We start from the raw sequence: 25,046 nt of genomic DNA, 5'->3' as shown, positions 1-25,046 counted from the left end.
GAAAACTCCATGTATTAAGTCATTAAATTAAATTGAGAACTGGTAACCAACGCCTAATGCGAAAAAGTTAGTATCGGGAATGGATGCAACCGCGACTTGCTGTACGCCCGCCTCGGCCTTAATCACAATTTCAGGAATGGGGAAGTAGTTAACACCGGCGCTAATCCAAGTATTTTCATAGCGTTTTGTCGCTGTACCGGTTTCCACCTCTTTCAGTGGGTTTGAATAATCGATATTGGCAAACACAGTAATGGGCACGGATGTGAACTGGCCTAGATCGACCCCTGCTTCAACAAAGAAGGCTTCTGACTTTGCCCCCAATTGGGCGAAGTTACCCGGCTTAAGCCCGGGGGTGGTTTTGTTAGCTTGAGTGATGGCGTCGCTATCACTCAGCGTGCCATATAGGTACTGACCGCGTAGGATCCAAGGTCCTTCAACAAAGGCGGCAGCAACCGATAAGATCTCAACCGTGCCGTCGGCACTTAGCTTGTTAGTCTTATGGCGGTTACCACTGGTGTTGCCATAGTAATAGGAAGCACCAATTGCTGAGCCTTTCTTGAAGTTACCGTAATCGAGGCGCACCACATAGGCGAGATCGTCAGCATTCACATGCTCAAAACGCTTCTGATGGCCTGAAGCCACCCAGTCATAGGTGCGGAAGTATTCAGAGTTTAAACCGCTAACCACTTGTGCCTGATAATGGAAGTTCTCGACTTCACCAAAGATACCTATACCATTCTCATTCCAAACAGCCGGTAGCATCGCCACTTCACTCTTATGGCGTTGCACTGTTAGATATTGACTAGGTTTATGCAAGGTACTGCTAAGGCCGACTGGCAGATGGATATTACCGAATTTAACCCCGAAGGCTTCGCTTGGACGGTAGCGGATCTGCGCCTTTTCGATCATCACTTCGCCGCCCGCTTCGACCTCTGCTTCAAACTCGCCGAACTCATCGAAACCGTCATATTCTAGCGCAGTGCCTGTACCGCCATGCTCATACTCGATTTCAACTTCCATGTCCCATTGCTCATTAAACTGATAACCAAACTCAGTCACGATGCGCTCAAGATCGAAACGGCTACGACGCTCAGGAGAGGTGTCCTGCACATTGTCGTAATACTCGTCACTGGTATAAATCACGCTGCCGTAGGACTTAAATGAAAACTTATCCCAAGCGCTCGACTTCGCTTCGCTAGCCACTTGTAATGCTTGCTGTTGCTCTGCTTCTTTTTGCTGAGATTGCAATTGTTGCTGCTTTTGCTGCTGCGCTAACTGTTGTAACTGGCTCTTTAATGCTGTGAGCTCAGCCTCTTGTTTGGCAATCGCATCGGCTAATGCTTCTGGATTGGTCGCGGACATGGCATTGGCGCTAAACACACTGGCGATAGTCATCGCTAACATGTTCAACTTGGCATGCTTGGAAATAGATTTCATACACGGCTCTCATTTTGATTCTGCGCAGGCAATAGTTAGATATTGACCGCTCCCCCTAAATTCGCGGACAAAGTAACCCAAATGAGAATGATTTACATTAACCTTTACATTCATCTTTACAAAACACTTACATTAACGCCTTGTGCTCAACAAACAATGCAGACCTCAGTAGTAATGCAGCGGCGATTAAAATTGCTCAGCACTAAATCAGCTGTTGCTTGTATCATTATCAAAACTGAAATGGGTATACTGCATGAACATTGAAGCAGCTAGATTCTGCTCACTATTTGGGGTGCACACCGCGATAAATACAGGGACAGTAAGATGAAGAATGACCCACAAAAACTCCTCCTATGGATGACATTTATCATGTCCTTGGTTTTTGCCGTATGGCAGGCGCTGCTGAATAACTTTGTCATCGAGCGCGCACAATTTACCGGCGCTGAAATAGGTATGCTGCAGAGTCTGCGAGAGGTGCCCGGCTTTCTCGCCTTTACCGCCGTTTTTGTATTACTACTTGTGCGTGAGCAAGCCTTTGCCCTGCTCTCCCTAGCTGTCTTGTGTATCGGCGTGGCAATAACCGGTTTTTTTCCACAAGTGTTAGGGCTATATATCACCACGGTATTGATGTCTGTCGGCTTTCATTACTTTGAAACCGTCAACCAGTCACTGACACTACAGTGGGTCGATAAAAAGGATACCCCAGCATTCTTAGGGCGCGCCTTAGCATGGCGTAGTGCGGCGGCTCTAGGCGGCTATGCCAGTATCTGGCTCATCATGAGCTGGCTAAAACTCGATTACCAATGGATGTACGCCATTATCGGCAGCCTTGGGTTACTCATGGTGTTCAGTGTTTGGCGGTATTTCCCCAACTTCAGTCAGGGCGAGGTTCAACATAAGAAGCTACTGCTGAGAAAGCGCTATTGGCTCTACTATATGCTGACCTTTTTCTCTGGAGCGAGACGACAGATCTTCATGGTATTTGCTGGATTCATGATGGTGGAAAAGTTTGGCTATAGCATCACCGAGATCACCTCGCTATTCCTGATTAACTATGTCGTCAATTTGATGTTTGCCCCCGCCATTGGTCGCTTTATCGGTCGAATTGGCGAGCGTAATGCACTGACTATCGAATACCTTGGCTTGATCGCAGTGTTTGTCAGCTATGCTCTGGTAGAGCACGCCGAATTTGCCGCCGCGCTCTACGTTATCGATCATCTACTGTTTGCCATGGCCATTGCAGTAAAAACTTATTTCCAAAAGATTGCCGATCCAAAAGACATTGCCGCCACCATGTCGGTGAGCTTCACCATCAATCATATTGCCGCAGTAATCATCCCAGCCTTACTCGGACTCTTATGGTTAAGCTCGCCTGAGATAGTATTTTATATCGGCGCAGGCTTTGCGGCTTGTTCACTGCTGCTGGCGATTAATGTGCCCCGCCACCCACAGCGAGGCGATGAGGTCGCACACTTTGGTAAAGTAGTGCAAACTAGGGCTGACTCTATAAATTAGCTGGTTATCAAACAGATAGTCAAACCGGCCAGATAACAACAAGCACCGCTTGTTGATGGTGAATAACAGATCATGGTTGAGACAATAGCAGACGCTGCCAAACAGGCAGGCAAACCGACAGCGAAAGACAGCAGCAAGGCCTCGGGCGTATCAGCCCGTAAGAAAGCCTTACTGCTGGGGCGTATGTTAGGTTTAGCCAGTGAAGACGACTATCGCGCCAGCAACGCTTCCATTAGTGAGCGCGCCGCCTTTAGGGCGCAGAAGTTGGCGTGTCAGTATCAAGAAAACCTTGAAACCATCTACAAGATCGCCATCAGCCACACGCCGTCTGACGTGACCGGAGTGGACTTAGATCCCGATTGGGCGCACCAGTTTTTTAAGCTGGCCGAGCAAATTCATAACCGTAAAATGCAGGAGTTGTGGGGGCGGATCTTAGCCAATGAGATTACCTCACCGGGCCACTTTAGTCTGCGCACCTTAAGCACGCTCAAGCAACTGACCCATAAAGAGGCGCAAATCTTAGAAAAGGCACTTGGCATGTCGGTGCTGGTCAACAATGAGACCCGCCTCAAGCTGATCATCGGCTTTAAACATGCCGGAGGCTTAGGACAGTTTTTTAAGAAGCCGACTTCGAGCAATATTGGGTTATCTCAGTTTGGCCTGCCCTACTCCAACATTCTCACCTTAGTCGAGGCGGGGATCTTACATCGCAGCGAGTTAGAAACCGGCCTGCTTAGCAATAAAACGCCGATAAGTTTCTCCTTGAGTGATTTGAAACTTAAACTCACCCCTAAGAGCGGTCAGCTATTCTTCAGTTACTACCGCTTTACCCCTATTGGCGACGAGCTAGCACAGCTGATCCCCTTCATTACCGATAAAGACTATATCAAGGCGATGCGAGCGCTGTTTTCCCGCGACTTTAAGATTGAATAGTGACAGTAAATCTTAGATATAAAAATGCGATGCCTATGGATTACATAAAGGCATCGCATAATTACTATCCGTCAGAGTAAGTTTCGAGCCCTTCCCCAAACAACTCTAGAGACTGAAACTATAGGAAAAATACTCGGTGTCTTTCACAAAACCTATTTTTTCATAGAGCGCCTGAGCCTTTAAATTATCTTTAGCGGTACCCAAATCGACTCGAACGCTACCAGTGCGCTTAGCTAAATCGATAGCACAATCGATTAAACTATTGGCGACCCCTTGTTTTCGGTGTGACTCCGTCACAAACAGGTCGTTTAATATGATGATTTTACCCAGAGATACCGACGAAAACGTATGGTAATTTAATACAAAACCAACGGGATTATTTTCACAGCTATAGGAAATAAACACCGTAGCGTCACCATTTTGCAAACGCTCACTTAAATATTTTCGATACTTTTCCGGTGCCGAACCTTGGTTATAAAAAACCATATATTGATCAAATAGCAGAACCAAGTCCTCTAGCTCTTTGATGGAAATGTTTTTTATACTCATTATGTTCCTTATAATGACTTACTAAGATTGGGATAAATCTGAATCGCTATAAAACCGCTAAACCGCTTTTTTTAGCTTCTCTGAGTCAATCACCTGAATCGCCGCTAAATAATCTAAAAGTGCACTCACTTGAGTGGCTAAGTCCCCTTTGCTGGTATCTATGGTCAGCTCGGCAGCTGTAGGGGTTTCGTAGGGCGCCGAGATCCCGGTGAAGTTTTTAATCTCTCCCGCGCGAGCCTTGCTGTATAAGCCTTTAGGATCTCTGGCTTCACACACCTCAATCGGCGTAGATACATGCACCTCGATAAATTGACCTTGATCGAACAAGGCGCGCACTCGCTCACGCTCTTCCCGTGTTGGTGAGATAAAGGCCGACAGCACCACAAGGCCTGCATCGACCATGAGCTTGGCCACCTCACCGACACGGCGCAGGTTCTCGTCGCGATCATCCGCACTAAAGCCAAGATCTTTGCACAGGCCATGACGCACATTGTCACCATCGAGCAGGTAAGTGTGAAAACCAGCATCGAATAAGGCACGCTCTAACGCGCCAGCTAGGGTAGACTTCCCTGATCCAGAAAGCCCTGTGAACCATAGCAGAATAGGATTTTGTCCCTTCTGGTCTGCCCGAGACTGCTTATCAATACTGTGCTGGTGCCAAACGATATCAGACATAAAAAACTCCAAAAATATAATCTATACAATAGCTAGATGCGCTCACACCATCCAAGCAGACGTCTATCCGTTCCCCAAAATGGAGAAAGTTAAAATGGAAAAAACACGGGTACCAATAACAATACAATTGCCGAGTACAGCAACGACAACGGCAGTCCAACACGTACAAAATCACTAAATCGATAGTTGCCCGCGTTATAGACCATCAAGTTGGTCTGATAACCATAGGGCGAAATAAAGCTAGCACTGGCGCCAAATACCACTGCTAAAATAAACGGGCGAGTATCGACGCCGTAACTCAGGGCGATGGCATAAGCGACCGGAAAAGCTAGCGCCGCAGCGGCATTATTGGTGATAAGCTCTGTCAGTAGCAGCGTCATAAAATACACGGCCACAAACGCTGCAAATACTCCGTAGCCATTAATCGCCCCCAAGATAAATGAGGCGATGTCATCGGCAAGTCCAGTCGAGAGCATCAGATTAGCTAGGCTTAAAGCGCTGCCGACTATGACCACCAGCTCGAAAGGAAAACGCCTTTTCAGTTCAGATAAACTCACCGCCCCGATGGCGATATAGCTCATCAAGAGCAAAATAAGCCCCTTAACCAAAGGGAGGACACCTGTGAGGCTGGCCAAAATCGTCACTAGAAAGCCAGCTAGTACCCATTGGCTGCGGCGAGGATCCAGCCTGACACTCAAATCTAAACCACTTACGGCGGCAAACTCTGATGCCAACTTAGTGTTACTGCAAAAACCATCTCCAGGGGTGACGAGTAGCACATCTCCCGCTTGTAACTCTATGTCTCCAAGACCACCTTTTAAAGGTTGATGACCGCGACGAATCGCGAGTACTGCACCATCAAACTTCTCTCTAAAGGTCGACTGCTTTAATGAGCGACCGACTAAGGTTGAACTCGGTGCTAGTACCGCTTCTATCAGGTTCTGTCCCTTTGCCTGCTGTTTACCAAACCACTCTAGGCCGTCGAATTGATGCAGCAATTCAACCGATTCCACCGCGCCACTAAAGCGTAAAATATCTTCGCTTTGCAGTACCAAGTGAGGCGGCACCGGGCAGATGCGAATGCCGCTGCGCTCAAGCTCAACCAGATACAGTTTTTTCAGCGCGCGTAAGCGATTATCTTGTACGCTCTTGCCTATCAACTTTGACTCTTTCGCCACTCTGGCTTCGAGCAGATAGGGCAAGGCTTCATCCAGACTCTCATCGCGTCTATCGGGCAGCCAATTGGCTAATAGCACCAATAAACCAACGCCGGCGGTGACAATCACTATGCCAATCATGGAAAACTCAAAAAAGCCTAAAGGCACCAAGCCCGCGTTCTCGACAAAGGAGTTCACAATCAAATTGGTCGAGGTGCCGATCAGGGTCAAAGTGCCCCCCAAAATCGCCGCGTAAGACAGTGGCAGTAACAACTTAGCCGGTGCATGGGCTTGGTTTCTACGCACAACAGCAATGAGCGAAGCCACCACCGCGGTGTTATTGGTAAACGATGACAGCAAGGCGGTTGAAATACCAAGCTTTGCCATGGTCGATGCCAATGAGCCTCGCCCTATCACTTGACTCAACTTGCCAAGGAGCGATGTCTTCTCTAGCGCGGCTGTCGACATGATCAACAGCACTAAAGTGACTAAGCTGGCATTGGTAAAACTTGAAAGCGCAGTTTCAAGCTCCACCATGCCAAGCAGGTAAGTGGTTAACGATGCGATAAAAAACAGCGCAGCAGGTGTCCATAGCCCCGCCATTAAGGCGATGACTAAGGCAAACAATATGCACGATAACACCCACAATTCAGGCACTGTTAACCCTCGACCTTACTGATGTCGATCGCATTCCAGTGAGGATACTGCTTACGAATTAACGCATTAAGCTCTAGCTCAAATTCACTGTATTGCTGAGCGGTTTTCTGCTCTTTGGTGCTCGATACTGCCATGACAGCCGCAACCGTCGCGTTAGACAGGCGATCGATTAAGATCATGCCGCCAGTATCACGCACCAAGGTGTAAGGGTCGATAGCAATTGACTCATTCAGTTCGAGCGTAACTCGCGCCATATCATTAAGGCCAATATGAGTGCTGTCGTTATGCTCTAAGGTATTAATATCGGCCACATATTCAATTTTGACTACGCTCGCTTGCAGCTTTTTACCTGCCACTTTTAGATCATACAACTGACCTAGCTGTAGTGGTTTTTCATCCATCCAAGCGATATCTGCGCTTACGTGGTTAGCCAATGCTGGAGCGTCAGCTACCTGCGACAACAGATCGCCTCTTGAAATATCAATCTCATCTTCAAGGGTTAAGGTCACCGCTTGGCCCGCAATCGCCTGCGGCAGATCACCATCGAAGGTCACAATACGGGCAACCTTGCTGCGCTTGCCCGATGGCAGTGCCACCAACTCGTCACCGACGTTAATTACGCCCGATGCCAGCGTGCCGGAAAAGCCACGAAAATCCAGATCTGGACGCTGTACATATTGCACCGGAAAACGCACTGGTAGGCTGTTAAGTTCACGACGGGTATCAATCGTTTCTAGTAGCTCTAGTAAGGTGCCGCCGCTATACCAAGGAGTTTGACAGCTGGCATCGACGACGTTGTCACCTTTTAAGGCTGACAGGGGTACGTAGCGAATTTCGATATCACCTAACTGCTCTGCAAACTGGGCAAACTCAGCGCGAATATCGTTAAAGACTTTCTCATCGAAACCAAGCAGATCCATCTTGTTTACTGCCACAACAAAGTGACGAATACCTAGCTGGGATGCGATAAAAGCGTGACGACGTGTTTGAGTTTGTACCCCATAACGCGCATCGACCAAGAGTACGGCTAAGTCACAAGTCGAAGCACCTGTAGCCATGTTGCGAGTGTATTGCTCGTGACCCGGGGTGTCGGCAATAATGAACTTACGCTTGTCACTGGAGAAATAACGATACGCTACATCGATAGTGATGCCCTGCTCGCGCTCCGCTTGCAGACCATCCACCAGCAGGGCTAAGTCGACCTCTTCACCTGTTGTACCCAACTTGGCACTGTCACTCTTTAGACTGGCCAGTTGGTCTTCATAAATTTGTGCACTGTCATGTAGCAAACGGCCGATTAGGGTACTCTTGCCGTCATCGACACTGCCACAAGTTAAGAAGCGTAATAGCCCTTTATGCTGCTGTTGTGATAGGTATTCTTTCACACCTAAATCTTCAAGTTCTGCCGCCAGGCGCGCGTTATTATTTACTGCTTGATTCATAATGATTCCTTAGAATTCTTAATCCACATTCATCTGTGATGTAATGGGCTTAGAAATACCCCTGACGTTTTTTCAGTTCCATCGACGCACTCTGATCTGAATCGATAAGCCTGCCCTGACGTTCACTCGAGCGGGTCAGTAGCATCTCTTCGATAATCTTCTCAAGTGTGTCGGCCTCTGAATGCATAGCACCTGTGAGCGGGTAACAACCTAATGTTCTAAAGCGAACCAATTCCTCTTTAGGTTGTTCGCCTTCAGCCAATGGCATTCTGTCATCATCAACCATTATCATCATGCCATCACGCTCAACAACAGGTCGCTTCTGAGCGAAATACAGCGGCACTAATTGAATATTTTCTTGATAGATATATTGCCAAATATCCAGCTCAGTCCAGTTCGACAGTGGGAATACGCGAATGCTTTCGCCTTTATTGACCGCACCATTGTAGGTACGCCATAACTCTGGTCGCTGGTTCTTAGGATCCCAAGTATGGTGCTTGTCGCGGAATGAATAGACACGCTCTTTCGCACGAGACTTTTCTTCATCGCGGCGCGCGCCACCAAAGGCGGCGTCGAAGCCATACTTATTCAGCGCCTGCTTTAGGCCTTGGGTCTTCATGATGTCGGTGTGCTTAGCACTGCCATGTTCAAATGGGCTGATCCCCATCTCCAGACCTTCAGGGTTCTTGTGAACTAAGAGTTCAAAGCCAAACTCTTTCGCCTGCTCATCACGAAAGGCGATCATCTCTTTAAATTTCCAGTCTGTGTCTACGTGCAACAAAGGAAATGGGATCTTCCCTGGATAGAAAGCTTTGCGAGCTAGATGGAGCATCACAGAAGAGTCCTTACCGATGGAATACATCATGACTGGGTTATCAAACTCAGCCGCCACTTCGCGGATGATTTGAATGCTCTCAGCTTCCAGTTGTTGCAAATGGCTTAACTCTTTCGCGGCCATGCTAATTCTCCGTTTTCTTCAATCAATTATTTAATTTGTGCAGCTAAATCAGAATGCTTAATCTGGTTTGCCTGTGGCGTAAACCAATTTAGGCTATCGGCTAATTCAACCACCTCACCGATAACCATCAAAGCAGGCATAACAAGCTCTGGATGGCTGGCTAGCTCGTCTATATTGTCTAAGCTACCGATAAAGACCCGCTGCTGGCTCGTGGTCGCTTTCGATACGATGGCCACAGGCGTTGCAGCCTTTCTCCCCGCATCGAGCAAGCCTTGCTTGATTAGCCCTGCGTTTAAGATCCCCATATAGATCACTAAGGTATTATTAGGATTGGCATAACTTTGCCAATCCATAGGTCGGCTCTCTAACTTGTAATGGCCGGTAATAAAGCTCACGCCTTGAGCGTAATCCCTATGGGTTAATGGGATACCAGCATATGCTGCCGTGCCGCTTGCAGCGGTAATACCTGGCACAACCTCGAAATCAACACCCGCAGCAACGATAGTTTCTAGCTCTTCACCACCACGGCCGAAAATAAATGGATCGCCACCCTTTAAGCGCACCACATTCTTGCGAGTGTAGGCCTTGGTCACCAGTAGCTGATTAATCTCGCTTTGTGCCGCACTGTGAAGGCCTGCTCGTTTACCAACGGCTATTTTCTCAGCATGCTTGGGGATTAGCGCAAGGATCTCTTCACTAACGAGCGCGTCGTAAAGTACCGCGTCGGCATTTCGCAGCACCCGATAGGCTTTTACCGTCAGCAGATCGACATCACCAGGACCCGCTCCCACTAGCCATACTTTTCCTCCAGCGGCTTGACCCGGTAAAGTTACAATCTCCATAGCGCTACCTCACTGTGATTTCTTGTACTGAAATATAGCCGCCTCCTTATTCCATAATAAATAGATATTTATTAGTTGTTATAACTTTTTGTTATTTAAGCGATGTGCCAGCATGAACAAAAACAGTTATGTGCCATGCAACACATTGTATATAAAGAGTTAAATCTATTCGTCCAACTAGTTGATTAAAGAAAGAGAGTCCTTGGGTGACTTTTAGCACTAACTTATTGCATTTAGGTCTAATGTTGGTGGCATTTTAATTAAGAAATATGAGCTTGATTCAAGTTAATCCTTAGCAAAAGCGATAGACGTCCAGTTACTAATTTGCTGAATAACTGTTAATACGACAGGCGGCTAGGTAGAATCTGCCACATAAGAAGAAACAGCTTAAATAAATTCAGGGAATACGATGAACAAATTAGCTGCGCGACTGTTAGCCATAGGCTTGTGCTGCTCTTTTAACCTTTATGCTCATAGTGAGACCCAAACTAACAAGGGTGAAGAAAGCGAAACTGAAGCGAGTGATTCCGAGATTGAAGTGAAGCCCAAGCAAGAGGTGTCTTTGGTTGATAAACGGATCTTGGAAGAAAGCGCAACTGATGATCTGCCTTATGTCATCACCCCCCATAAGGTGAATTATATTCTCCCCGTGACTTACAGTGCCTCGCCCAATATGGCACCTTTTGCAGAAGAAGCAGCCGAGCATCCGTTTACCTTAGATAATATGGAAGCCAAGTTTCAAATCAGCTTTAAGTTTCCACTTTGGCATAACGTCTTTGGCGATAATGGCCACTTGTTTGCGGCCTATACCAATCAGTCCTATTGGCAGGTGTACAACAAAGAGATCTCCTCGCCATTTAGAGAGACTAACCATGAGCCCGAGATCTTTATGATCTTTACCAACGACTGGCAACTTGGACCACTGAAAAATTCGTTTTGGGGTTTTGGTGCCGTGCATCAATCAAACGGTCAGTCTGGCTCGCGTTCACGCAGCTGGAACCGTTTATACGGCACCATGGTATTTGATAACGGCCCCTTCGCACTAGAAGCTAAGGCATGGTGGCGCATACCTGAAGATGAAAAGGAAACCCCTGAGTCACCCAAAGGCGATGATAACCCTGATATCACCGACTATATGGGCAATCTTGAACTCACTGGCGTATACGGCTTGGGCGAACACAGGTTCACCCTGATGGTTCGTAACTATATTCAAAAGCCTAACTATGGCGCACTTGAATTCACCTGGAGCTACCCAATCTTGGGTAACTTAAGGCTTTATACTCAATATTTTAATGGCTACGGTGAAAGTTTAATCGACTACAATGTACATAATCAGCGCATAGGTATCGGGGTTTCGATTAACGACATCTTATAATCGACTAGGTTAGCTCGATATCAAAAGCGTCTTTAGCAGGCTAAAAGTATAAGCTTTCAGCCTGCCTTAACAAGGATGGTTATGACTTTGAGCTATAAAAGCATATTTGGCGCTTTCACCCTAGTTATCAGCTTGAGTGCTGCCCTACTCAGCTACCAGCTTTTCTTCCCCAAACAGATCAAAACCGAGCTCAATCATAGGCAATATCAGCAAGATCTGCTTATGTTTCTCGAAGCGACTAAGCAACACTCGGCGTTTGCCGCCATTGAACCTCAGCGCCTTATCACTATCACAGAAACTGCAAGCAGACTGATGCTAGAGGCTAGCGGCTTTAATCACTCAACCCTGTTACAACAACAGCTACAGCAACTACTTAGCCAGCTCAATGACCCCGCAGCCATTGCTCTCGCTCATAATTCCACCAGTCTCGAAATGCTTCCTTTCGAGCCAATATTTGATGGTCAAAACTGGCAAGCATTCACCCCACAAGGCAGGCTCATGGAGCCAGACTTCCCCTATCTGTCACACATAGATGGGATCCCGATTAGCCGCTGGGTACAGGCAAGCCAGCACTATTTGACTAACGCCCTAAAACACTCCAGCGTGGCGCAAGCAACTTGGATAAAGCAAATTGGCCAACTTAGAGCAGAGATAGGTCTTAGAGCCAGCAATGAGTCTGTGATAACCCTTAGCGATGGCGAAACCAGCGTGCAGCGTTCGCTGAGCTTAGTGCAACACAACAAGCTACAAACCAAAGTGCCTGTGAAGCAAGATAAGGCAAGCACAAGCCAAGCTCAAATTTTTCGCTTACCCTCACAGGTCGATGCCGAGACCTTGCTAAGCCTGACCCATCAACTAACCTCACAGCAAGCAGATGACCATATCGGCTCGCCATCTTCAGCTTTGATTATCGACATACGTGAGATTAAGCAGCCACAACAGCAACTCACAGCATGGCTAAGTAAACACTTTAGCCATGCTGTCGGTAACGATGGTGATGGCTATGTCGATAACAAATTTAAACATCAGGCCATCGCAGTACTGCAATACAAACGTTTTGCCACCGCCAGAGCCGACCGTATAGCCAGTCAATACCCCCCTATGGAGCAGTTAAGCTTTTTTGAACAAATCGAACTTAACAATCGAGGCTTTGATAATGATTTAATTCAAGACTCACCATTTAGTGATTACCTTATACGTAAACGCCCCACATTCGATGAAGCACCGACAACAGTAGCTGGGTTACAGGTTTTTCTGCGAATCGATGCTAGCTGCGAACAAGAGTGTGAGTGGTTAGCCCTCGCATCAAAGCAGTGGCCTCAAGTATCTCTAATCGGTGAAACAAGTCGCGGCAGCCTTAGCCCCCTGCACCGTTTCACCCTGCCAAACAGTGGGATCAAAATTCAATTTAGCTCGGCTCTGGTCTACGAGACTAACGGTCAGCTACTCTCAGGAGTCGGGATAGACCCGGAACTCCAGCTGCAACAACAGGCCTTTCGAAAGCATAATATTGACGAACTTATTACCGAGAAATGGTTAGCCAAAACTTCCACGGCCAATATTAATCGCGCCCCCTGAGTAACAGGGATTGAGTGAAGTGCGTTTAATCCTGCCAACTCGGCGAATTCGAACATATTTTTCCATGATTCTAAACGAATTCATTCCATCAATCGGCTAACTAAGGTATAAGAGCCCAATGAAAACCCCAAAACGACTCCAACCTCTGGTTGATGAAGGACTGATTGACGAAGTGATTCGTCCATTAATGAGCGGCAAAGAAGCCGATGTTTACATTGTTAGATGTGGCGACGATGTTCGCTGCGCCAAAATTTATAAAGAAGCAGATAAACGTAGCTTTAAAAAGGCCGTGGAATATCGAGAAGGTCGTAAAGGTCGTAACTCTCGCCGAACCCGTGCCATGGAGAAAGGCTCCAACTACGGTCGCCAAGAACAAGAACAGGCTTGGCAAAATGCCGAGGTTGATGCGCTGTTTCGCCTAGCGAATGCTGGCGTGCGTGTACCAACACCTTACGGTTGTTTCGACGGCGTGTTATTGATGGAGTTGATCACCGATGAAGCAGGTTACGTTGCGCCACGACTAAACGATGTAAGTCTGACTGCCGAAATGGCCACCGCCCACCATGCTTTGGTGATGAAAGATGTGCAACGTATGCTCTGTGCAGGCCTTATTCACGGCGATCTGTCTGAGTTTAACGTACTGCTTGATCATACAGGCCCGGTGATTATTGATCTGCCCCAAGCCGTCGATGCTGCGGCAAACAACAATGCTAAACGTATGCTACTGCGTGATGTGAATAATATGACTCAGTACTATGGCCAATTCGCGCCAGAACTGCTGCGCAGTAAATATGCCCAAGAGATGTGGCTCAAGTTTGAATCAGGTGATTTATTGCCTGACACTGAGTTAACAGGCCAGTTTGTTGAAAGTGAACATAGCGCAGACATTGAATCGGTATTAGCAGAGATCCAAGCAGCATTTGAAGAAGAGCAAGATCGTAAAGCGCGCATTCAAGCTGAAACTGAAGATGAGTATTAATAGCAATCTAGTCATCTAATGCCAATCGACTGATTTTTATTTAATAAAGCCCTGCAATGTCACCATTGCAGGGCTTTATTATTGCCTTGGTGTTGTTCGTCAAAGCACATCCACACTTGATCACTTACCTCATCAACATGCCTCTATTGCTTGCGATAAATATTGAGTTTACTCACTTACTTCTGGACAAAAGTGAGTTAGAGCTTGCAGCTCGGTTGTCTCTAAAAGAGAAATAATCAAACTTCGTTTGATAAAGGTCGTGAGCTTCCAGCTCACACTCGGGCAAAAGGGGGACAACAGCTTGCAGCTCGACTAGCCCTTAAAGCGAAATCAAACTTCGTTTGATAACAAAGCCCCCAAAGACTCGATATACTTTTGGCTGAGAGTGGCATCTAAAAAAAGTGGTTCCAATGGCCTGCGGCCGGTGCCGCATATGGATGTGCAAATGTCGTGTTCACAAGGATGTGAGTGAACGACCTTATGTGCAGACACTTCTGAGACTCGCTGCAAGCACGTCCATGTGAGCTCTACGATGGCATCCATGCCATCGAAGGTCTCAGCCGTATCTACACCGAGTTGGAACAGCACAATCTTTAATGTTTAGAGTTACGGCTAAAGTCCTAGCTCGTTTTTGGACAAAAGCTATTCACCACAGAGGACACGAAGATCGCGGAGAAGAGCTGCGAGGTCAGTAAAGCTCTTCATCTTTACCTCCGCGAACTTGGTGAAAGCGCAGCGCTCCGTGGTGAGATTAGTTCTTTGTAAAGAAATGATGTTAACGCTGAATTGATGCGTTAGTTAACCACGCTTTGGGACATTTCCGTGTCAGGCATCAAACAACTCTAACCTAAATGAGTACACCAACAATACCGTGTAGACACGGCTGAAGCCGTCGAAAACATGGATGTTTTCGTTGAGCCTACACGGACGTACTAGCGGCGTGCTTCAGAAGTGTCTGCACATGCCCCGCTGGAGGCGATTAGCGGCAATGAAGCTATAACACAGTACTTACTACCATGTAGCAACACAACCGATAGAAATGTAACCAGCCTTCATTCAAAGGCTGGCCATATTTGCTGTTTACTCTTGTATTACTGGCTCTTGATTCACCTTGTCGATATTCAGCTCTTCTAAGGTCGCCGCAATATCTTCAGCAGCTGTTTTAGCATTGATATCTTCATCAATCTTCAAAATCTTGCCATCTTGGCCGATGTAAAAAGTAACGCGACTGGCGACGCGAACGAAGTTCAGCACATCGTATGCCTTAGCGGTCTCTTTACTTGGGTCGCTGAGCATTGGGAAATCGGCTTTTTGCTCACGCGCGAACGCTTGGTTATCTTCTAAATCATCCACGCTCGCCATCATATATACGGCGTTGAATTTGCGAATAAGATGACCTTTCTCCACTAACGATTTACATTCCAATGTACAACCATGGGTATTAGCCATCGGATACCAGGCCAGCACTAAGGTCTGCTTACCTCTGTAATCACTGAGTTGATAAAAATGGCCATCGGTTGCCTGCAACTTAAAATCAGGCGCCATATCACCGACTTTTAGATCTGTCGCCAGTGCGCTTAACGGCAGGAGGAGTAATGCGATAAACCCAAGTTTTGAAAGCTGTTTAATCATTGTCTGTCACCTTATAAATACCTTATAAATAGTCTTGTCACCTTCTTAAATTAAAGAAGTGTTCCCTGTGTATTGTTCTTTTTAGCTTTATTACACACTATCTTAATGCTTTTAATTTAGTGCTTTTAACTTAGCACTTTTAGCTTGGCACTTTTAATTTAGTTCTTTTAACTTAGTACTTTGCTATACGCCATATTCCAGCTGATGCTCAATTATTTCCCTAGCCACTTCAAGTTACTCGGCAAGGCACTCAAACGCTAGATCATAGGCCTTACCTAAATCGACGGTCTTAGGTTTAACTTGTTTGAGTTCACTACAACGTTTATCTGTGGCTCGCATTGTTGCAGGGTGAACAAATTCAATCTCAACTTCAATACTAGCTAAAATAGCCCCTTCCATCAGAAAAGTCCCTGCCCCACCCGCACCTTGCCCCGTTGTTGCGCGGCGATTAAGTACTAGCTTAGAGATATTATGCTCATTGATGTAAGCCTGTAGCTGGGCAACAAACTCACGGGTTTCTGCTTGGCTAGGGTTTTTAACTAGGCTGAACTTGTTTACCTTAGGTGCGATAACTTGGTGTTCACTTCTGCTTCCAGTCAAGGTGACTAACCTAACTTCATTAGCTTTTAAAAAAATACCACTCACGGTCTGTGCAGTCATCTTGGCTCCAAAGTATTGCCTATCATTTTGTTGATAAAATAAAAACACCAGCCCTCAATGGCTGGCGTTTTTGCAAGGTGATTCTATCTCAATAACCCTTTACCATGAATCGCTTATTCACTTGAACGAGAGTTCATCTGAGAGTCGACCTCGAAACCTTTCGGGTCGATATCTAGGCTAAACTTAACTCGCATATCATAGTCTTTCATCATTTCTAGCTCTTCGGGAACTGGCTCGCCCGTCAACTCGATAAAGGTCAACAGCGGCTTAAACATCTTCATATAATCGGCTGACATCACCATCAGACCATTATTGACCAGCGGATCGCTCCCTAAGTTATTGGCCACCACCTCGCCTTTATCACCCGCAAACAGGACTAAATGATTACCCTTTATTGCCATTTTTGCCGAAATATTCATCTCAGGAGGCATAGGAATAATAGTGCTAAGCTCGATGGCATCACCATTGGCAGGCAATTGAACATTTGCCAATTCAGGCGCAAATGGCTTCACCATATTAAACAGCATGCTTGGGTTATCAGCTGACAAGGTCACAACCGCATCGACGCTTTCCAGCTGTGGATTATCGATATCATCAGTAATCTTATAATCAATTAGCGATACACCAACGCCTTTCACTCCATTGGCCATGCCAGTGAACATACCTAACATGCCAGGGCTTTGCTGGCTCATTTGCGCCTGCATCTGTGCCAGTGGTCCACACTGATACTCAGGGGTTAGCATATCGTCCCAAATTGCCGTTAAAGATGGCACCATCTGGTTGATGTCGATACCTACACCTAAGGTAAACACGCTATTAGCATTGTCTTGTACGTAAGCTGGAATGTAGCCACGCAACTTTTGATAGGCATCGAGTAGCACTAGGTTATTGCTCTCTACGACTGTTCTAAAACCAAAGCTACTTTCTGTATCGGTGATCTCTAGTTGGTCATATCCGCCAACGGTGCGCGGCCAATTATCCGCAATTGAGGCTAACTCTTGCTGACATGCTGGAGTTTTAAGCTCGGCAAAAGGATCTTCGTTGCTCATTTCAAATAACTTTGAAAGCTGACCCGCAAGCTGATTGCCATCGGTACTGGTTAAGGCCGTCACAATCTCCTTGTGATTGATGTAGCTTATCCCTTCGTTGAGGAAACCGTGTTTGTTGATAATGTCTTCAATAATATGTGCGTCGGCAATTGAATTATCGACAGGCGTTAGACCCAATGCGGTTTCAAGTAGCACGGCATCGCTAAAAGAGGTGCTTAAGGTCGTCGTTAGCAGGCCATCATGGACAGCGACAACCAAGTTTATCTGCTCTTTCTCAGCCTCATCGGTGAGGCGATAGCTGCGATAATCGACGCCTTTTAAGTTAGCTTGGGTATGGGTAAAGCCACTTTCAGCCTCCGCTTTATCGAGTAATGCCCAGATAGCATCGGCATGTTCTACTTCGATTCTAAGCACAGGCATTGCGCCTAAGGTATAGAAGTAACTACGAATTTCTTCAGCTAAACCAAAAGTCTTAATAAAGGTGCTGCCATCTTTCATCGACGCCATATACGACTTGGCAAGGCTTATAAGAAATTTCGCCCTAGCATCGCTCTCTTGCTCGAACTCATCTAAGGCACCAGCAGGATATTGCCGATATGATTCTGATAGGGAGTTGATATAAGATTTGATCGGGAAAGGCTGCAACTGGGCAGAAAACACCGGAGTGTCTGCGGGTACATAGCTCAGTACCGTATTATCATTAGTTGATACCTGATCTGCTTGCTGGCTATACCAATAACCACCAGCACCAGCAGCGACAACCACTGCGGCAATAAGCATCTTATTCATTCAAAGCTCCATTTGATTATTTCAATTATTCCGAGTAACTCAATCGTATTACCAAGCCATACTACATCATTGTTGATGTTTTATACCAATCACAGCTGGAGGTAAATGAAAGCAGTTGTACCCATGAGGATCATACAAAGGATAAAAGTGAACAAGACTTGAGGTGTGGCAGAAGAATGCTTGAAACGGCAGGAGTTTGCCCTTAAAAACTTAAAACCCCAGGTAAGCCAACATAGCTGGGTTACCTGGGGGACAACTCGCTTGATTAAGCAGGCGCTAGCAAGCCAATCAAAGCACTCACTTTTTTTGCCCCTTGGCGGAAAAAATGAGCGTGGTTTATCTGGTTACTGACGGCTCTGCTTGCAATATTTAGCTGACCGATGCTTTGCACCCAATCAGTGGAAGACTAAATCTTGCGTAACCTTAGTAGGTCAATACAGAACAGTTTCCTAAAACCATCTACGGGAATTTAAAACTATAGCCTAAAAAAATATCTGTGCATAACCCTGTGAGCAATTTTGTACAAAAATAAACGAAAATTAATACTAAAGAGTTAACCCCTTTTGCAACAACAACTTACAAACACGCATTTTGCATACAATATTACAGCTTTCGGGCTATTAAGTGGTACGTTTGTTCCACTTAACAGCCCAAGAATTGAATCACCACACCAGCAAAAACTAGATGTCGTAGTGCAGACCACATTCACGTTTTAAGCCGTTAAAGCGGGTCTCCTCTTCACTCATCCCTAGCTCAAGAGGTTTACTCGAGTGCGTGTCACCGACTGAGACATATCCTTGCTCCCATAATGGGTGATATGGCAACTCAAACTCGGTTAAATACTCATGCACCTGTTTATTATTCCAATCGATAATCGGCAAAATCTTATAGCGCTCGCCATGAATAGCTAAAATAGGCAGAGCCTCACGGGTGCTCGATTGTGAACGTCTCAGCCCTGCAAACCAAGTGCCCACCTCTTGCTCGGCTAAGGCTCGTTGCATCGGCTCCACTTTATTGATCTGGTTATATTTATCCAAACCATCAATATCTTGCTCCCACAACTTACCAAAGCGCGCTTCTTGCCAGGCAGAACTGAAAGGCGATGAGAACACCTTCAAGTTAAGCTTCAATCGCTCGGTCAACTCATCGATAAACTGATAAGTCTCGCTAAACAGGTAGCCAGTATCGGTCAATAGCACAGGAATATCTGCTTTTTCGCTGCTCACCATATGCAGCATGACCGCAGCCTGAATGCCAAAACTCGAAGATAGAGCATGATTTCCCGGCAGATACTCTAATGCCCAACGCACTCGCTGTGCAGGGCTTAGCTCTGCTAAGAAGGCATTCACCCGTGCCAGTTCAGCTTGTTGCTCGACCTTAGGCGCGCTCAATAAAGCCTTGAGCGCATCGGCCGAAATTACAGAGTCTTTAGCCATGAAAATCCTTAGCCGCATCGAGTACAGCGGCAACCACACCACTGCGTACGGTATAGTTACCAAACGTTTCACCGGCTTGACGCTCGGCAACATATAGTGCAAATAGGGCGTCGAGTTCAGCCAAGATCTCCGCTTCTTGAATATTCTCGCGATAGAGCTTATTCAAGCGCGTTCCCTCAAAGCTAGCACCTAGATAGAGGTTATAGCGACCAGGCGCCTTACCCACTAGACCAATTTCGGCCGCAAAAGGTCGAGCACAACCGTTAGGGCAGCCCGTCATACGAATGACTATGCCCTGGTCGAGAAAACCGTGCTTCTCTTGCAAGGCTTCAACCTTAGTTAAAAAGTCCGGGAAGTAACGCTCAGCTTCTGCCATGGCTAAGGCACAAGTTGGCAGCGCCACACAGGCAATCGAGTGACCACGGGTTTCGGTTATCAGCTTGCCGAGTAATCCGTGTTGTCTCGCTAGCCCTTCAATCAACGCTTTGTCTGCGCTCGGTACACCGGCAATGATAATATTCTGGTTGGAAGTCATGCGAAAATCGCCTTGATGCACCTTGGCAATCTCACGTAGCCCCGTTTGCAATGGCTGACCCGGAAAATCTTTTACGCGGCCGCCTTCAATAAACAGGGTTAAGTGCCAGTTATCATCGACGCCTTGCTTCCAGCCATAACGGTCACCGCGATCGCCAATCACTACATCACGCTTTGGCTCAAACTTAATGCCGGTGCGCGCTTCGATTTCAGCTTTAAAGCTTTCGAAACCGTGTTTTACTATGGTGTACTTTAAACGAGACAGCTTACGGTTTTCTCGGTTACCCCAGTCGCGCTGAATCGTCATCACAGCTTCGGCAAACTTAAGCGTATCCTCGGCCTTAATGTAACCAAAATCATCAGCCAAACGCGGGAAGGTAGACACCTCACCATGGGTTGAGCCCATGCCGCCACCGGCAACCATGTTAAAGCCCACGAGCTCATCACCTTCGGCTACGGCAACAAAACCTAAGTCATTGGTGTACACATCCACATCATTATCCGGTGGTACGGCAACGGCCATCTTAAATTTACGTGGCAGATAGGTCTTACCGTATACCGGCTCTACCTCTTCACCTTCAGTGGTCACTAGCTTCTCATCGTCTAACCAGATCTCGGCATAAGCCTTAGTGTGCGGCAACATGTTGTCAGACAACTGCTTGGCATAGGCGTAAGCTTGTTGATGTAGCTTTGACTCGACAGGGTTAGGATTACACATCACGTTACGGTTAACGTCACCACATGCCGCAATCGAGTCTAAGGCTTCTCGGTCAAGATCTTGAATGATGGTCTTCAAATTACGCTTTGGAATACCGTGATACTGGAATGTCTGACGCGTAGTCAGACGGATGCTGTTCGAGCTCGTAAGGTTCGATGCAATTTTATCGACCGCTAACCACTGCTCAGGTGAGCATACGCCACCTGCAACACGGGCACGCAACATAAAGCTATATAGGGGCTCTAGTTTTTGCTCTTTACGCTCGTTACGCAGGTCGCGGTCATCTTGTTGATAGAAGCCGTGAAACTTGATCAACTGCTGATCGCCTTCGCTAAATGCGCCCGTAACGGCCGTATCCAAGCCCTCTTGGATAGTCCCACGCAGATAATCACTGTCGGTTTTCAAATATTCGTTTACTGCTAACTTCTGCTCACTCATAGCTAGGTACTCTCTTAAAATTCTTTTCTGCACTCGCGCTAGTTAACTCTAGCGTCGCTCATCATTGCTTTACTCGTTTAAAGCTGAGTCTTAGTAAACGTCTTTTTGATAGCGCTTGGCCGCTCTTAGCTCTTCGAGATATTCAGCCGCTTGCTCTTGAGTTTTATTACCGTATTTAACGGCCACATCGAGCAGCGCTTGGTGGACATCTTTCGCCATACGTTCGGCGTCACCACAGACATAGAAGTGCGCACCGGACGCTAACCATTGCCAAAGCGCCTCACCTTGCTCGGCGATCTTGTGCTGCACATAGATCTTGTGCTCTTGATCCCGTGAAAACGCCAAGTCGATACGCGATAATTCGCCGCTTTGCAGATACTGCTGCCACTCTGTTTGGTAGAGGAAGTCTTGCTCAAAATGCGGGTTACCGAAGATCAACCAAGTATTACCCTCGGCGCCCAGTGCAGCACGTTCTTGCATGAAGGCTCTGAAAGGAGCCACACCTGTGCCAGGGCCCACCATGATCACCGGCGTTTCAGGGTTTTCTGGTAGACGGAAGTGATTATTAGGCTCGACATAAACTTGTACTTCTTGACCCTCTTCGGCGGCCGCTAAGAACTGAGATGCACCACCAAAGCGGGTTACACCATCACGTTCATCTTCGACCAGCGCCACGGTCAAGTGCACCTCGGACTCGACCTCAGCCTGACTCGATGCAATTGAGTAGAGTCTTGGGGTAATGCCGCGCAGTAGCTCAATAAACTGCTCTGCAGCCACCTTAGCCGGGTACTGACGAACTAGATCGGCCACTTGATTGTTATTGACAAACTCTCGGGTTAACGCTTTATCGGCGCTAATGGCCAACAGCTCAGCATTCTGACTCAGTTCCGCCCAACCAGTGACTAAACCTGGATAAAGCTGGGTCAGCTCTTTCTTACTGGTTAGCGCTTCACGCAGACTCAAGCTATCGCTACCAACAGAGACAGACTCATCGCCATCGAGCGCTAAGGCTTCGAGTAGCTCAGCAACCAGTTCTTGTGAGTTAGTAAACCATACGCCGAGTGCATCACCGGCTTGGTAGTTTATTCCTGACTCACCCAGCTCAATTTCAACATGGCGCACGTCTCTATCAGAGTCGCGGCCAGTTAGTTTTTGACTCACCAGCAATTCTGCCGTGTAGGGCTTTTGTTTGGTGTAACTAGAGCCTGATGTCTGAGAGCTAGCGATAGAGACCACACTGGCTCCTGAGCTCTGCACTAATGGCTTCACCGCCTCTAACACATCCGCTTGCCACTGCTCGGCTTGAGCTTCATAGTCGACATCGCACTCGACCAGAGGCGCAATCGAAGTCGCCCCTAATGCGTTAAGACGAGTCTCGAAGTCTTTACCTGTTTGACAGAAAAACTCATAACTTGAATCACCCAACGCCAGCACTGAGTAGTTAAGGTTATCCAGTTTTGGGGCACGTTTAGAGCTTAAGAACTTATGTAGTTCGATAGCATCATCTGGCGCTTCACCTTCGCCATGGGTGCTTACGACTAACAAGAGCAGACTCTCCTGCTTAAGCTGTCGTGTCTTGTAATCTCCCATAGAGACGAGGTTGACCGCATACCCTTGCGCCAGCGCCTTTTCGGCAAGTTCGGTGGCAATACCGCGACCATTCCCCGTCTGGCTACCATAGAGAATAGTGATGGTTTGTTCAGCTCCAGATTGCGAGCCAGCCTCAACCAGAGGCAAGCCTGCCACTCCCTGCTCAGATGTTGCAGCAAGATAGCCGCTAACCCAAGAAAGTTGCACGGCATTCAGCTCTGCAGTGAGCTGCTTTAACTTGTCCACTTGGCTACTAGATAGCGGCGAAGCGAGTGATGAAAGCTCTTTTAACAACATAGAAACGGCCCTGTATCAGTTTAATGTTGGCCAGCTTAGCCCCTCCTTAAATAATAAAAAAAGAATAAAAGATAATTTTTAATTCGATTTTGGAATATACAAAGTTCAAAAATTAAGCTACAAAAGTAAGTGGTAACTCAAAGAATGCTTATTTAACAGGCCTTGCTAGTGCAAAATTCTGTTTAAAAGTGTGCTGCAGCGCAAACTTTTCAGTCTGACCAGTCTGGAAAAACCTATATTGAAAAATATACGCTTGTGTCTAAATCTAGAGTCGCCACAATATGCACCCTAACCAATAAATGACATCAATCCCTACGATTGTCCCAATAGAGAGGTTTACCTTTGTGAAGCTAGGTCTACCCAAAGAGAGTTATGCTAGTGAAAGTCGCGTCGCGATTATTCCAGCCAATGTGACTCGACTACTTAAAATTAACCTGCAAGTTCTTGTTGAAAGTGGCGCTGGTAGTAATGCTGGCTTTACCGATGAAGACTATATTCAGGCCGGCGCAAGCATAGTGTCTCGTGATCAGCTCTTCAGCGATGCGGACATTATTACCTTAGTGAATGCTAAAGATGAGCAGCTTAACGAAATCAAGTCCAAGCTTAAGCCACAACAGATCGTGATCGGCATGATGGATCCATTAGCGCATCCAGAACACGCCCAAACCTTTGCCGAAACTGGGGCTACAGCCATTGCCCTAGAACTTGTGCCACGGATCACCCGCGCTCAGAGTATGGATATTCTGTCTTCTATGGCGACAATCGCTGGCTATAAAGCTGTATTGCTAGCGGCCCATAAAGCCCCACGGTTATTTCCTATGATGATGACAGCAGCGGGTACCTTAAAACCTGCACGCGCCTTTATCATGGGTGTGGGTGTTGCCGGACTGCAAGCTTGTGCGACCGCCAAACGCTTAGGTGCTGTAGTCGAAGCCTATGATATTCGCCCTGCAGCGCGCGAGCAGATCATCTCTGTTGGTGCCAAGCCTGTTGAACTTGACTTAGAAGCGGAAAACACCGAAACCAAAGGTGGCTACGCGACCGAGCAGTCTGATGACTTCCTTAAGCGTCAACAACAAGCCATGGCGAACGTGCTTGCTCAGCAAGATATCGTGATCACCACTGCCGCTATTCCTGGTCGTAAGGCCCCTATCCTTATCACTAAGGAGATGGTTGATGGCATGAAGAACGGCACCATTATTGTCGATCTCGCCGCAGAAACCGGTGGTAACTGTGAGCTAACCGAACTCGATAAAGAGGTCGTTTACAAAGGTGTGACCATACTCGGGCCATCCAATGTACCGGGCACTGCGGCTAATCACGCCAGCCAGATGTACGGCACTAACATCGAAAACTTGCTTAAGTTACTCGTCAGTAAAGAAGGCGAGCTTAATCTCGATTTTGAAGATGAGATCATTAGAGACACGGTTGTTGCCCACAAAGGTGAAGTCGTGAGCACACGTTTACGCGAGCTTTTAGGCTTGCCAGCGCTTGAAGTGACAAGCGAAACGTCACCGGAGGCAAAATAATGGAAATTTTACTATTACTGACCCTGTTCGTGGTCGCGGTATTCTTAGGCGTCGAGATGATCACTAAGGTACCCCCAACGCTACATACACCACTGATGTCAGGCTCCAATGCGATCTCAGGGATCTCGCTTGTGGGCGCGCTGTTATCAGCGGGTTCTGGCGCAGGTATTTGGGTCAACGTATTAGGCTTTATTGCCGTGGTACTTGCCACTATCAACGTTGTGGGCGGTTACATGGTAACCAACCGCATGCTAGCCATGTTTAAAAGGAAATAAGC

21 protein-coding genes are annotated in these 25,046 nt (G+C 47.0%); 8 read left to right on the top strand and 13 right to left on the bottom strand.

Annotated elements, in window-relative coordinates:
* Nucleotides 1-27 precede the first annotated feature (27 nt).
* Nucleotides 28-1,437 carry a putative porin gene (locus SPEA_RS03545; protein ID WP_012153935.1) on the bottom strand — a complete coding sequence of 470 codons (1,410 nt, stop codon included), beginning with the start codon at nt 1,435-1,437 and terminating at the stop codon, nt 28-30.
* A 324-nt stretch (nt 1,438-1,761) separates the two neighbouring features.
* Between SPEA_RS03545 and SPEA_RS03540 the strand changes: the two genes are divergently transcribed.
* Nucleotides 1,762-2,952, top strand: a complete 1,191-nt coding sequence (locus SPEA_RS03540) for an MFS transporter (protein ID WP_012153934.1) — start codon at nt 1,762-1,764, stop codon at nt 2,950-2,952.
* Nucleotides 2,953-3,024: 72 nt separating this feature from the next.
* Nucleotides 3,025-3,885 carry a TIGR03899 family protein gene (locus SPEA_RS03535; protein WP_012153933.1) on the top strand — a complete coding sequence of 287 codons (861 nt, stop codon included), beginning with the start codon at nt 3,025-3,027 and terminating at the stop codon, nt 3,883-3,885.
* A gap of 105 nt (nt 3,886-3,990) precedes the next feature.
* Here the strand turns inward: SPEA_RS03535 and SPEA_RS03530 are convergent, their stop codons facing one another.
* The 6 genes from SPEA_RS03530 to cobA form a co-directional block, all read right to left on the bottom strand.
* Nucleotides 3,991-4,434: a GNAT family N-acetyltransferase gene (locus SPEA_RS03530; RefSeq protein WP_012153932.1), complete on the bottom strand. Its 444-nt coding sequence runs from the start codon at nt 4,432-4,434 to the stop codon at nt 3,991-3,993.
* A 57-nt stretch (nt 4,435-4,491) separates the two neighbouring features.
* Nucleotides 4,492-5,109 (bottom strand): adenylyl-sulfate kinase, encoded by a 618-nt coding sequence (cysC, locus tag SPEA_RS03525; RefSeq protein ID WP_012153931.1) that lies wholly within the window; start codon nt 5,107-5,109, stop codon nt 4,492-4,494.
* Between the two features lie 89 nt (nt 5,110-5,198).
* Complete coding sequence (locus SPEA_RS03520; protein WP_012153930.1) at nt 5,199-6,923, bottom strand: SLC13 family permease; 1,725 nt, start codon at nt 6,921-6,923, stop codon at nt 5,199-5,201.
* A 2-nt stretch (nt 6,924-6,925) separates the two neighbouring features.
* Complete coding sequence (gene cysN / locus SPEA_RS03515; RefSeq protein ID WP_012153929.1) at nt 6,926-8,365, bottom strand: sulfate adenylyltransferase subunit CysN; 1,440 nt, start codon at nt 8,363-8,365, stop codon at nt 6,926-6,928.
* A gap of 49 nt (nt 8,366-8,414) precedes the next feature.
* On the bottom strand, nt 8,415-9,323 hold the full coding sequence (gene cysD / locus SPEA_RS03510) for a sulfate adenylyltransferase subunit CysD (protein WP_012153928.1): 909 nt from the start codon (nt 9,321-9,323) through the stop codon (nt 8,415-8,417).
* A gap of 26 nt (nt 9,324-9,349) precedes the next feature.
* Complete coding sequence (gene cobA / locus SPEA_RS03505) at nt 9,350-10,165, bottom strand: uroporphyrinogen-III C-methyltransferase (RefSeq protein ID WP_012153927.1); 816 nt, start codon at nt 10,163-10,165, stop codon at nt 9,350-9,352.
* Nucleotides 10,166-10,574: 409 nt separating this feature from the next.
* On the opposite strand from cobA, the gene SPEA_RS03500 reads away from it, so the two are divergent.
* The 4 genes from SPEA_RS03500 to SPEA_RS03485 all read left to right on the top strand — a co-directional run bounded on the left by SPEA_RS03500 (nt 10,575) and on the right by SPEA_RS03485 (nt 14,333).
* A complete protein-coding gene (locus tag SPEA_RS03500) occupies nt 10,575-11,540 on the top strand; it encodes a phospholipase A (RefSeq protein WP_012153926.1) in 966 nt (321 codons plus the stop codon).
* Between the two features lie 81 nt (nt 11,541-11,621).
* A complete protein-coding gene (locus SPEA_RS03495) occupies nt 11,622-13,118 on the top strand; it encodes a S41 family peptidase (RefSeq protein WP_012153925.1) in 1,497 nt (498 codons plus the stop codon).
* 118 nt (nt 13,119-13,236) lie between these two features.
* Nucleotides 13,237-14,097, top strand: a complete 861-nt coding sequence (locus tag SPEA_RS03490) for a PA4780 family RIO1-like protein kinase (protein WP_012153924.1) — start codon at nt 13,237-13,239, stop codon at nt 14,095-14,097.
* Between the two features lie 56 nt (nt 14,098-14,153).
* The gene (locus SPEA_RS03485; RefSeq protein ID WP_041410828.1) at nt 14,154-14,333 is read left to right on the top strand and encodes a hypothetical protein; all 180 of its coding nucleotides are present in this window, start codon (nt 14,154-14,156) and stop codon (nt 14,331-14,333) included.
* Nucleotides 14,334-15,177: 844 nt separating this feature from the next.
* On the opposite strand, the gene SPEA_RS03480 is transcribed toward SPEA_RS03485, so the two are convergent.
* The 6 genes from SPEA_RS03480 to SPEA_RS03450 form a co-directional block, all read right to left on the bottom strand.
* On the bottom strand, nt 15,178-15,729 hold the full coding sequence (locus SPEA_RS03480) for a peroxiredoxin family protein (RefSeq protein ID WP_012153923.1): 552 nt from the start codon (nt 15,727-15,729) through the stop codon (nt 15,178-15,180).
* A 234-nt stretch (nt 15,730-15,963) separates the two neighbouring features.
* The gene (locus SPEA_RS03475; protein WP_012153922.1) at nt 15,964-16,389 is read right to left on the bottom strand and encodes a DUF3010 family protein; all 426 of its coding nucleotides are present in this window, start codon (nt 16,387-16,389) and stop codon (nt 15,964-15,966) included.
* Nucleotides 16,390-16,502: 113 nt separating this feature from the next.
* Nucleotides 16,503-18,227 carry a hypothetical protein gene (locus SPEA_RS03470; protein ID WP_012153921.1) on the bottom strand — a complete coding sequence of 575 codons (1,725 nt, stop codon included), beginning with the start codon at nt 18,225-18,227 and terminating at the stop codon, nt 16,503-16,505.
* A gap of 680 nt (nt 18,228-18,907) precedes the next feature.
* On the bottom strand, nt 18,908-19,663 hold the full coding sequence (locus SPEA_RS03460) for a phosphoadenylyl-sulfate reductase (RefSeq protein WP_012153920.1): 756 nt from the start codon (nt 19,661-19,663) through the stop codon (nt 18,908-18,910).
* Nucleotides 19,656-21,353 carry an assimilatory sulfite reductase (NADPH) hemoprotein subunit gene (gene cysI / locus SPEA_RS03455; protein WP_012153919.1) on the bottom strand — a complete coding sequence of 566 codons (1,698 nt, stop codon included), beginning with the start codon at nt 21,351-21,353 and terminating at the stop codon, nt 19,656-19,658. The genes SPEA_RS03460 and cysI overlap by 8 nt, the downstream gene beginning before the upstream one ends.
* A 90-nt stretch (nt 21,354-21,443) precedes the next feature.
* Entirely contained in the window at nt 21,444-23,240 is a 1,797-nt protein-coding gene (locus SPEA_RS03450; protein ID WP_012153918.1) for an assimilatory sulfite reductase (NADPH) flavoprotein subunit, read from the bottom strand.
* Between the two features lie 344 nt (nt 23,241-23,584).
* Here SPEA_RS03450 and SPEA_RS03445 point away from each other — a divergent pair, with 344 nt between their 5' ends.
* Together SPEA_RS03445 and SPEA_RS03440 are read left to right on the top strand one after the other, a co-directional pair.
* On the top strand, nt 23,585-24,769 hold the full coding sequence (locus SPEA_RS03445) for a Re/Si-specific NAD(P)(+) transhydrogenase subunit alpha (protein WP_041410825.1): 1,185 nt from the start codon (nt 23,585-23,587) through the stop codon (nt 24,767-24,769).
* The gene (locus SPEA_RS03440; RefSeq protein ID WP_012153916.1) at nt 24,769-25,044 is read left to right on the top strand and encodes an NAD(P) transhydrogenase subunit alpha part 2; all 276 of its coding nucleotides are present in this window, start codon (nt 24,769-24,771) and stop codon (nt 25,042-25,044) included. Before SPEA_RS03445 ends, SPEA_RS03440 begins: the two co-directional genes overlap by 1 nt.
* The last annotated feature ends 2 nt before the right edge of the window (nt 25,045-25,046 follow it).

The organism is Shewanella pealeana ATCC 700345 (genome assembly GCF_000018285.1).
GTDB lineage: Bacteria > Pseudomonadota > Gammaproteobacteria > Enterobacterales > Shewanellaceae > Shewanella > Shewanella pealeana.
This window is presented reverse-complemented; position numbering and strand designations above follow the sequence as displayed.

Coding starts and splice junctions, on each gene's coding strand:
- SPEA_RS03545 (WP_012153935.1), bottom strand. CDS start 1,437: ATGAAATCTATTTCCAAGCATGCCAAGTTGAACATGTTAGCGATGACT.
- SPEA_RS03540 (WP_012153934.1), top strand. CDS start 1,762: ATGAAGAATGACCCACAAAAACTCCTCCTATGGATGACATTTATCATG.
- SPEA_RS03535 (WP_012153933.1), top strand. CDS start 3,025: ATGGTTGAGACAATAGCAGACGCTGCCAAACAGGCAGGCAAACCGACA.
- SPEA_RS03530 (WP_012153932.1), bottom strand. CDS start 4,434: ATGAGTATAAAAAACATTTCCATCAAAGAGCTAGAGGACTTGGTTCTG.
- cysC (WP_012153931.1), bottom strand. CDS start 5,109: ATGTCTGATATCGTTTGGCACCAGCACAGTATTGATAAGCAGTCTCGG.
- cysN (WP_012153929.1), bottom strand. CDS start 8,365: ATGAATCAAGCAGTAAATAATAACGCGCGCCTGGCGGCAGAACTTGAA.
- cysD (WP_012153928.1), bottom strand. CDS start 9,323: ATGGCCGCGAAAGAGTTAAGCCATTTGCAACAACTGGAAGCTGAGAGC.
- cobA (WP_012153927.1), bottom strand. CDS start 10,165: ATGGAGATTGTAACTTTACCGGGTCAAGCCGCTGGAGGAAAAGTATGG.
- SPEA_RS03500 (WP_012153926.1), top strand. CDS start 10,575: ATGAACAAATTAGCTGCGCGACTGTTAGCCATAGGCTTGTGCTGCTCT.
- SPEA_RS03495 (WP_012153925.1), top strand. CDS start 11,622: ATGACTTTGAGCTATAAAAGCATATTTGGCGCTTTCACCCTAGTTATC.
- SPEA_RS03490 (WP_012153924.1), top strand. CDS start 13,237: ATGAAAACCCCAAAACGACTCCAACCTCTGGTTGATGAAGGACTGATT.
- SPEA_RS03485 (WP_041410828.1), top strand. CDS start 14,154: ATGTCACCATTGCAGGGCTTTATTATTGCCTTGGTGTTGTTCGTCAAA.
- SPEA_RS03480 (WP_012153923.1), bottom strand. CDS start 15,729: ATGATTAAACAGCTTTCAAAACTTGGGTTTATCGCATTACTCCTCCTG.
- SPEA_RS03475 (WP_012153922.1), bottom strand. CDS start 16,389: ATGACTGCACAGACCGTGAGTGGTATTTTTTTAAAAGCTAATGAAGTT.
- SPEA_RS03470 (WP_012153921.1), bottom strand. CDS start 18,227: ATGAATAAGATGCTTATTGCCGCAGTGGTTGTCGCTGCTGGTGCTGGT.
- SPEA_RS03460 (WP_012153920.1), bottom strand. CDS start 19,663: ATGGCTAAAGACTCTGTAATTTCGGCCGATGCGCTCAAGGCTTTATTG.
- cysI (WP_012153919.1), bottom strand. CDS start 21,353: ATGAGTGAGCAGAAGTTAGCAGTAAACGAATATTTGAAAACCGACAGT.
- SPEA_RS03450 (WP_012153918.1), bottom strand. CDS start 23,240: ATGTTGTTAAAAGAGCTTTCATCACTCGCTTCGCCGCTATCTAGTAGC.
- SPEA_RS03440 (WP_012153916.1), top strand. CDS start 24,769: ATGGAAATTTTACTATTACTGACCCTGTTCGTGGTCGCGGTATTCTTA.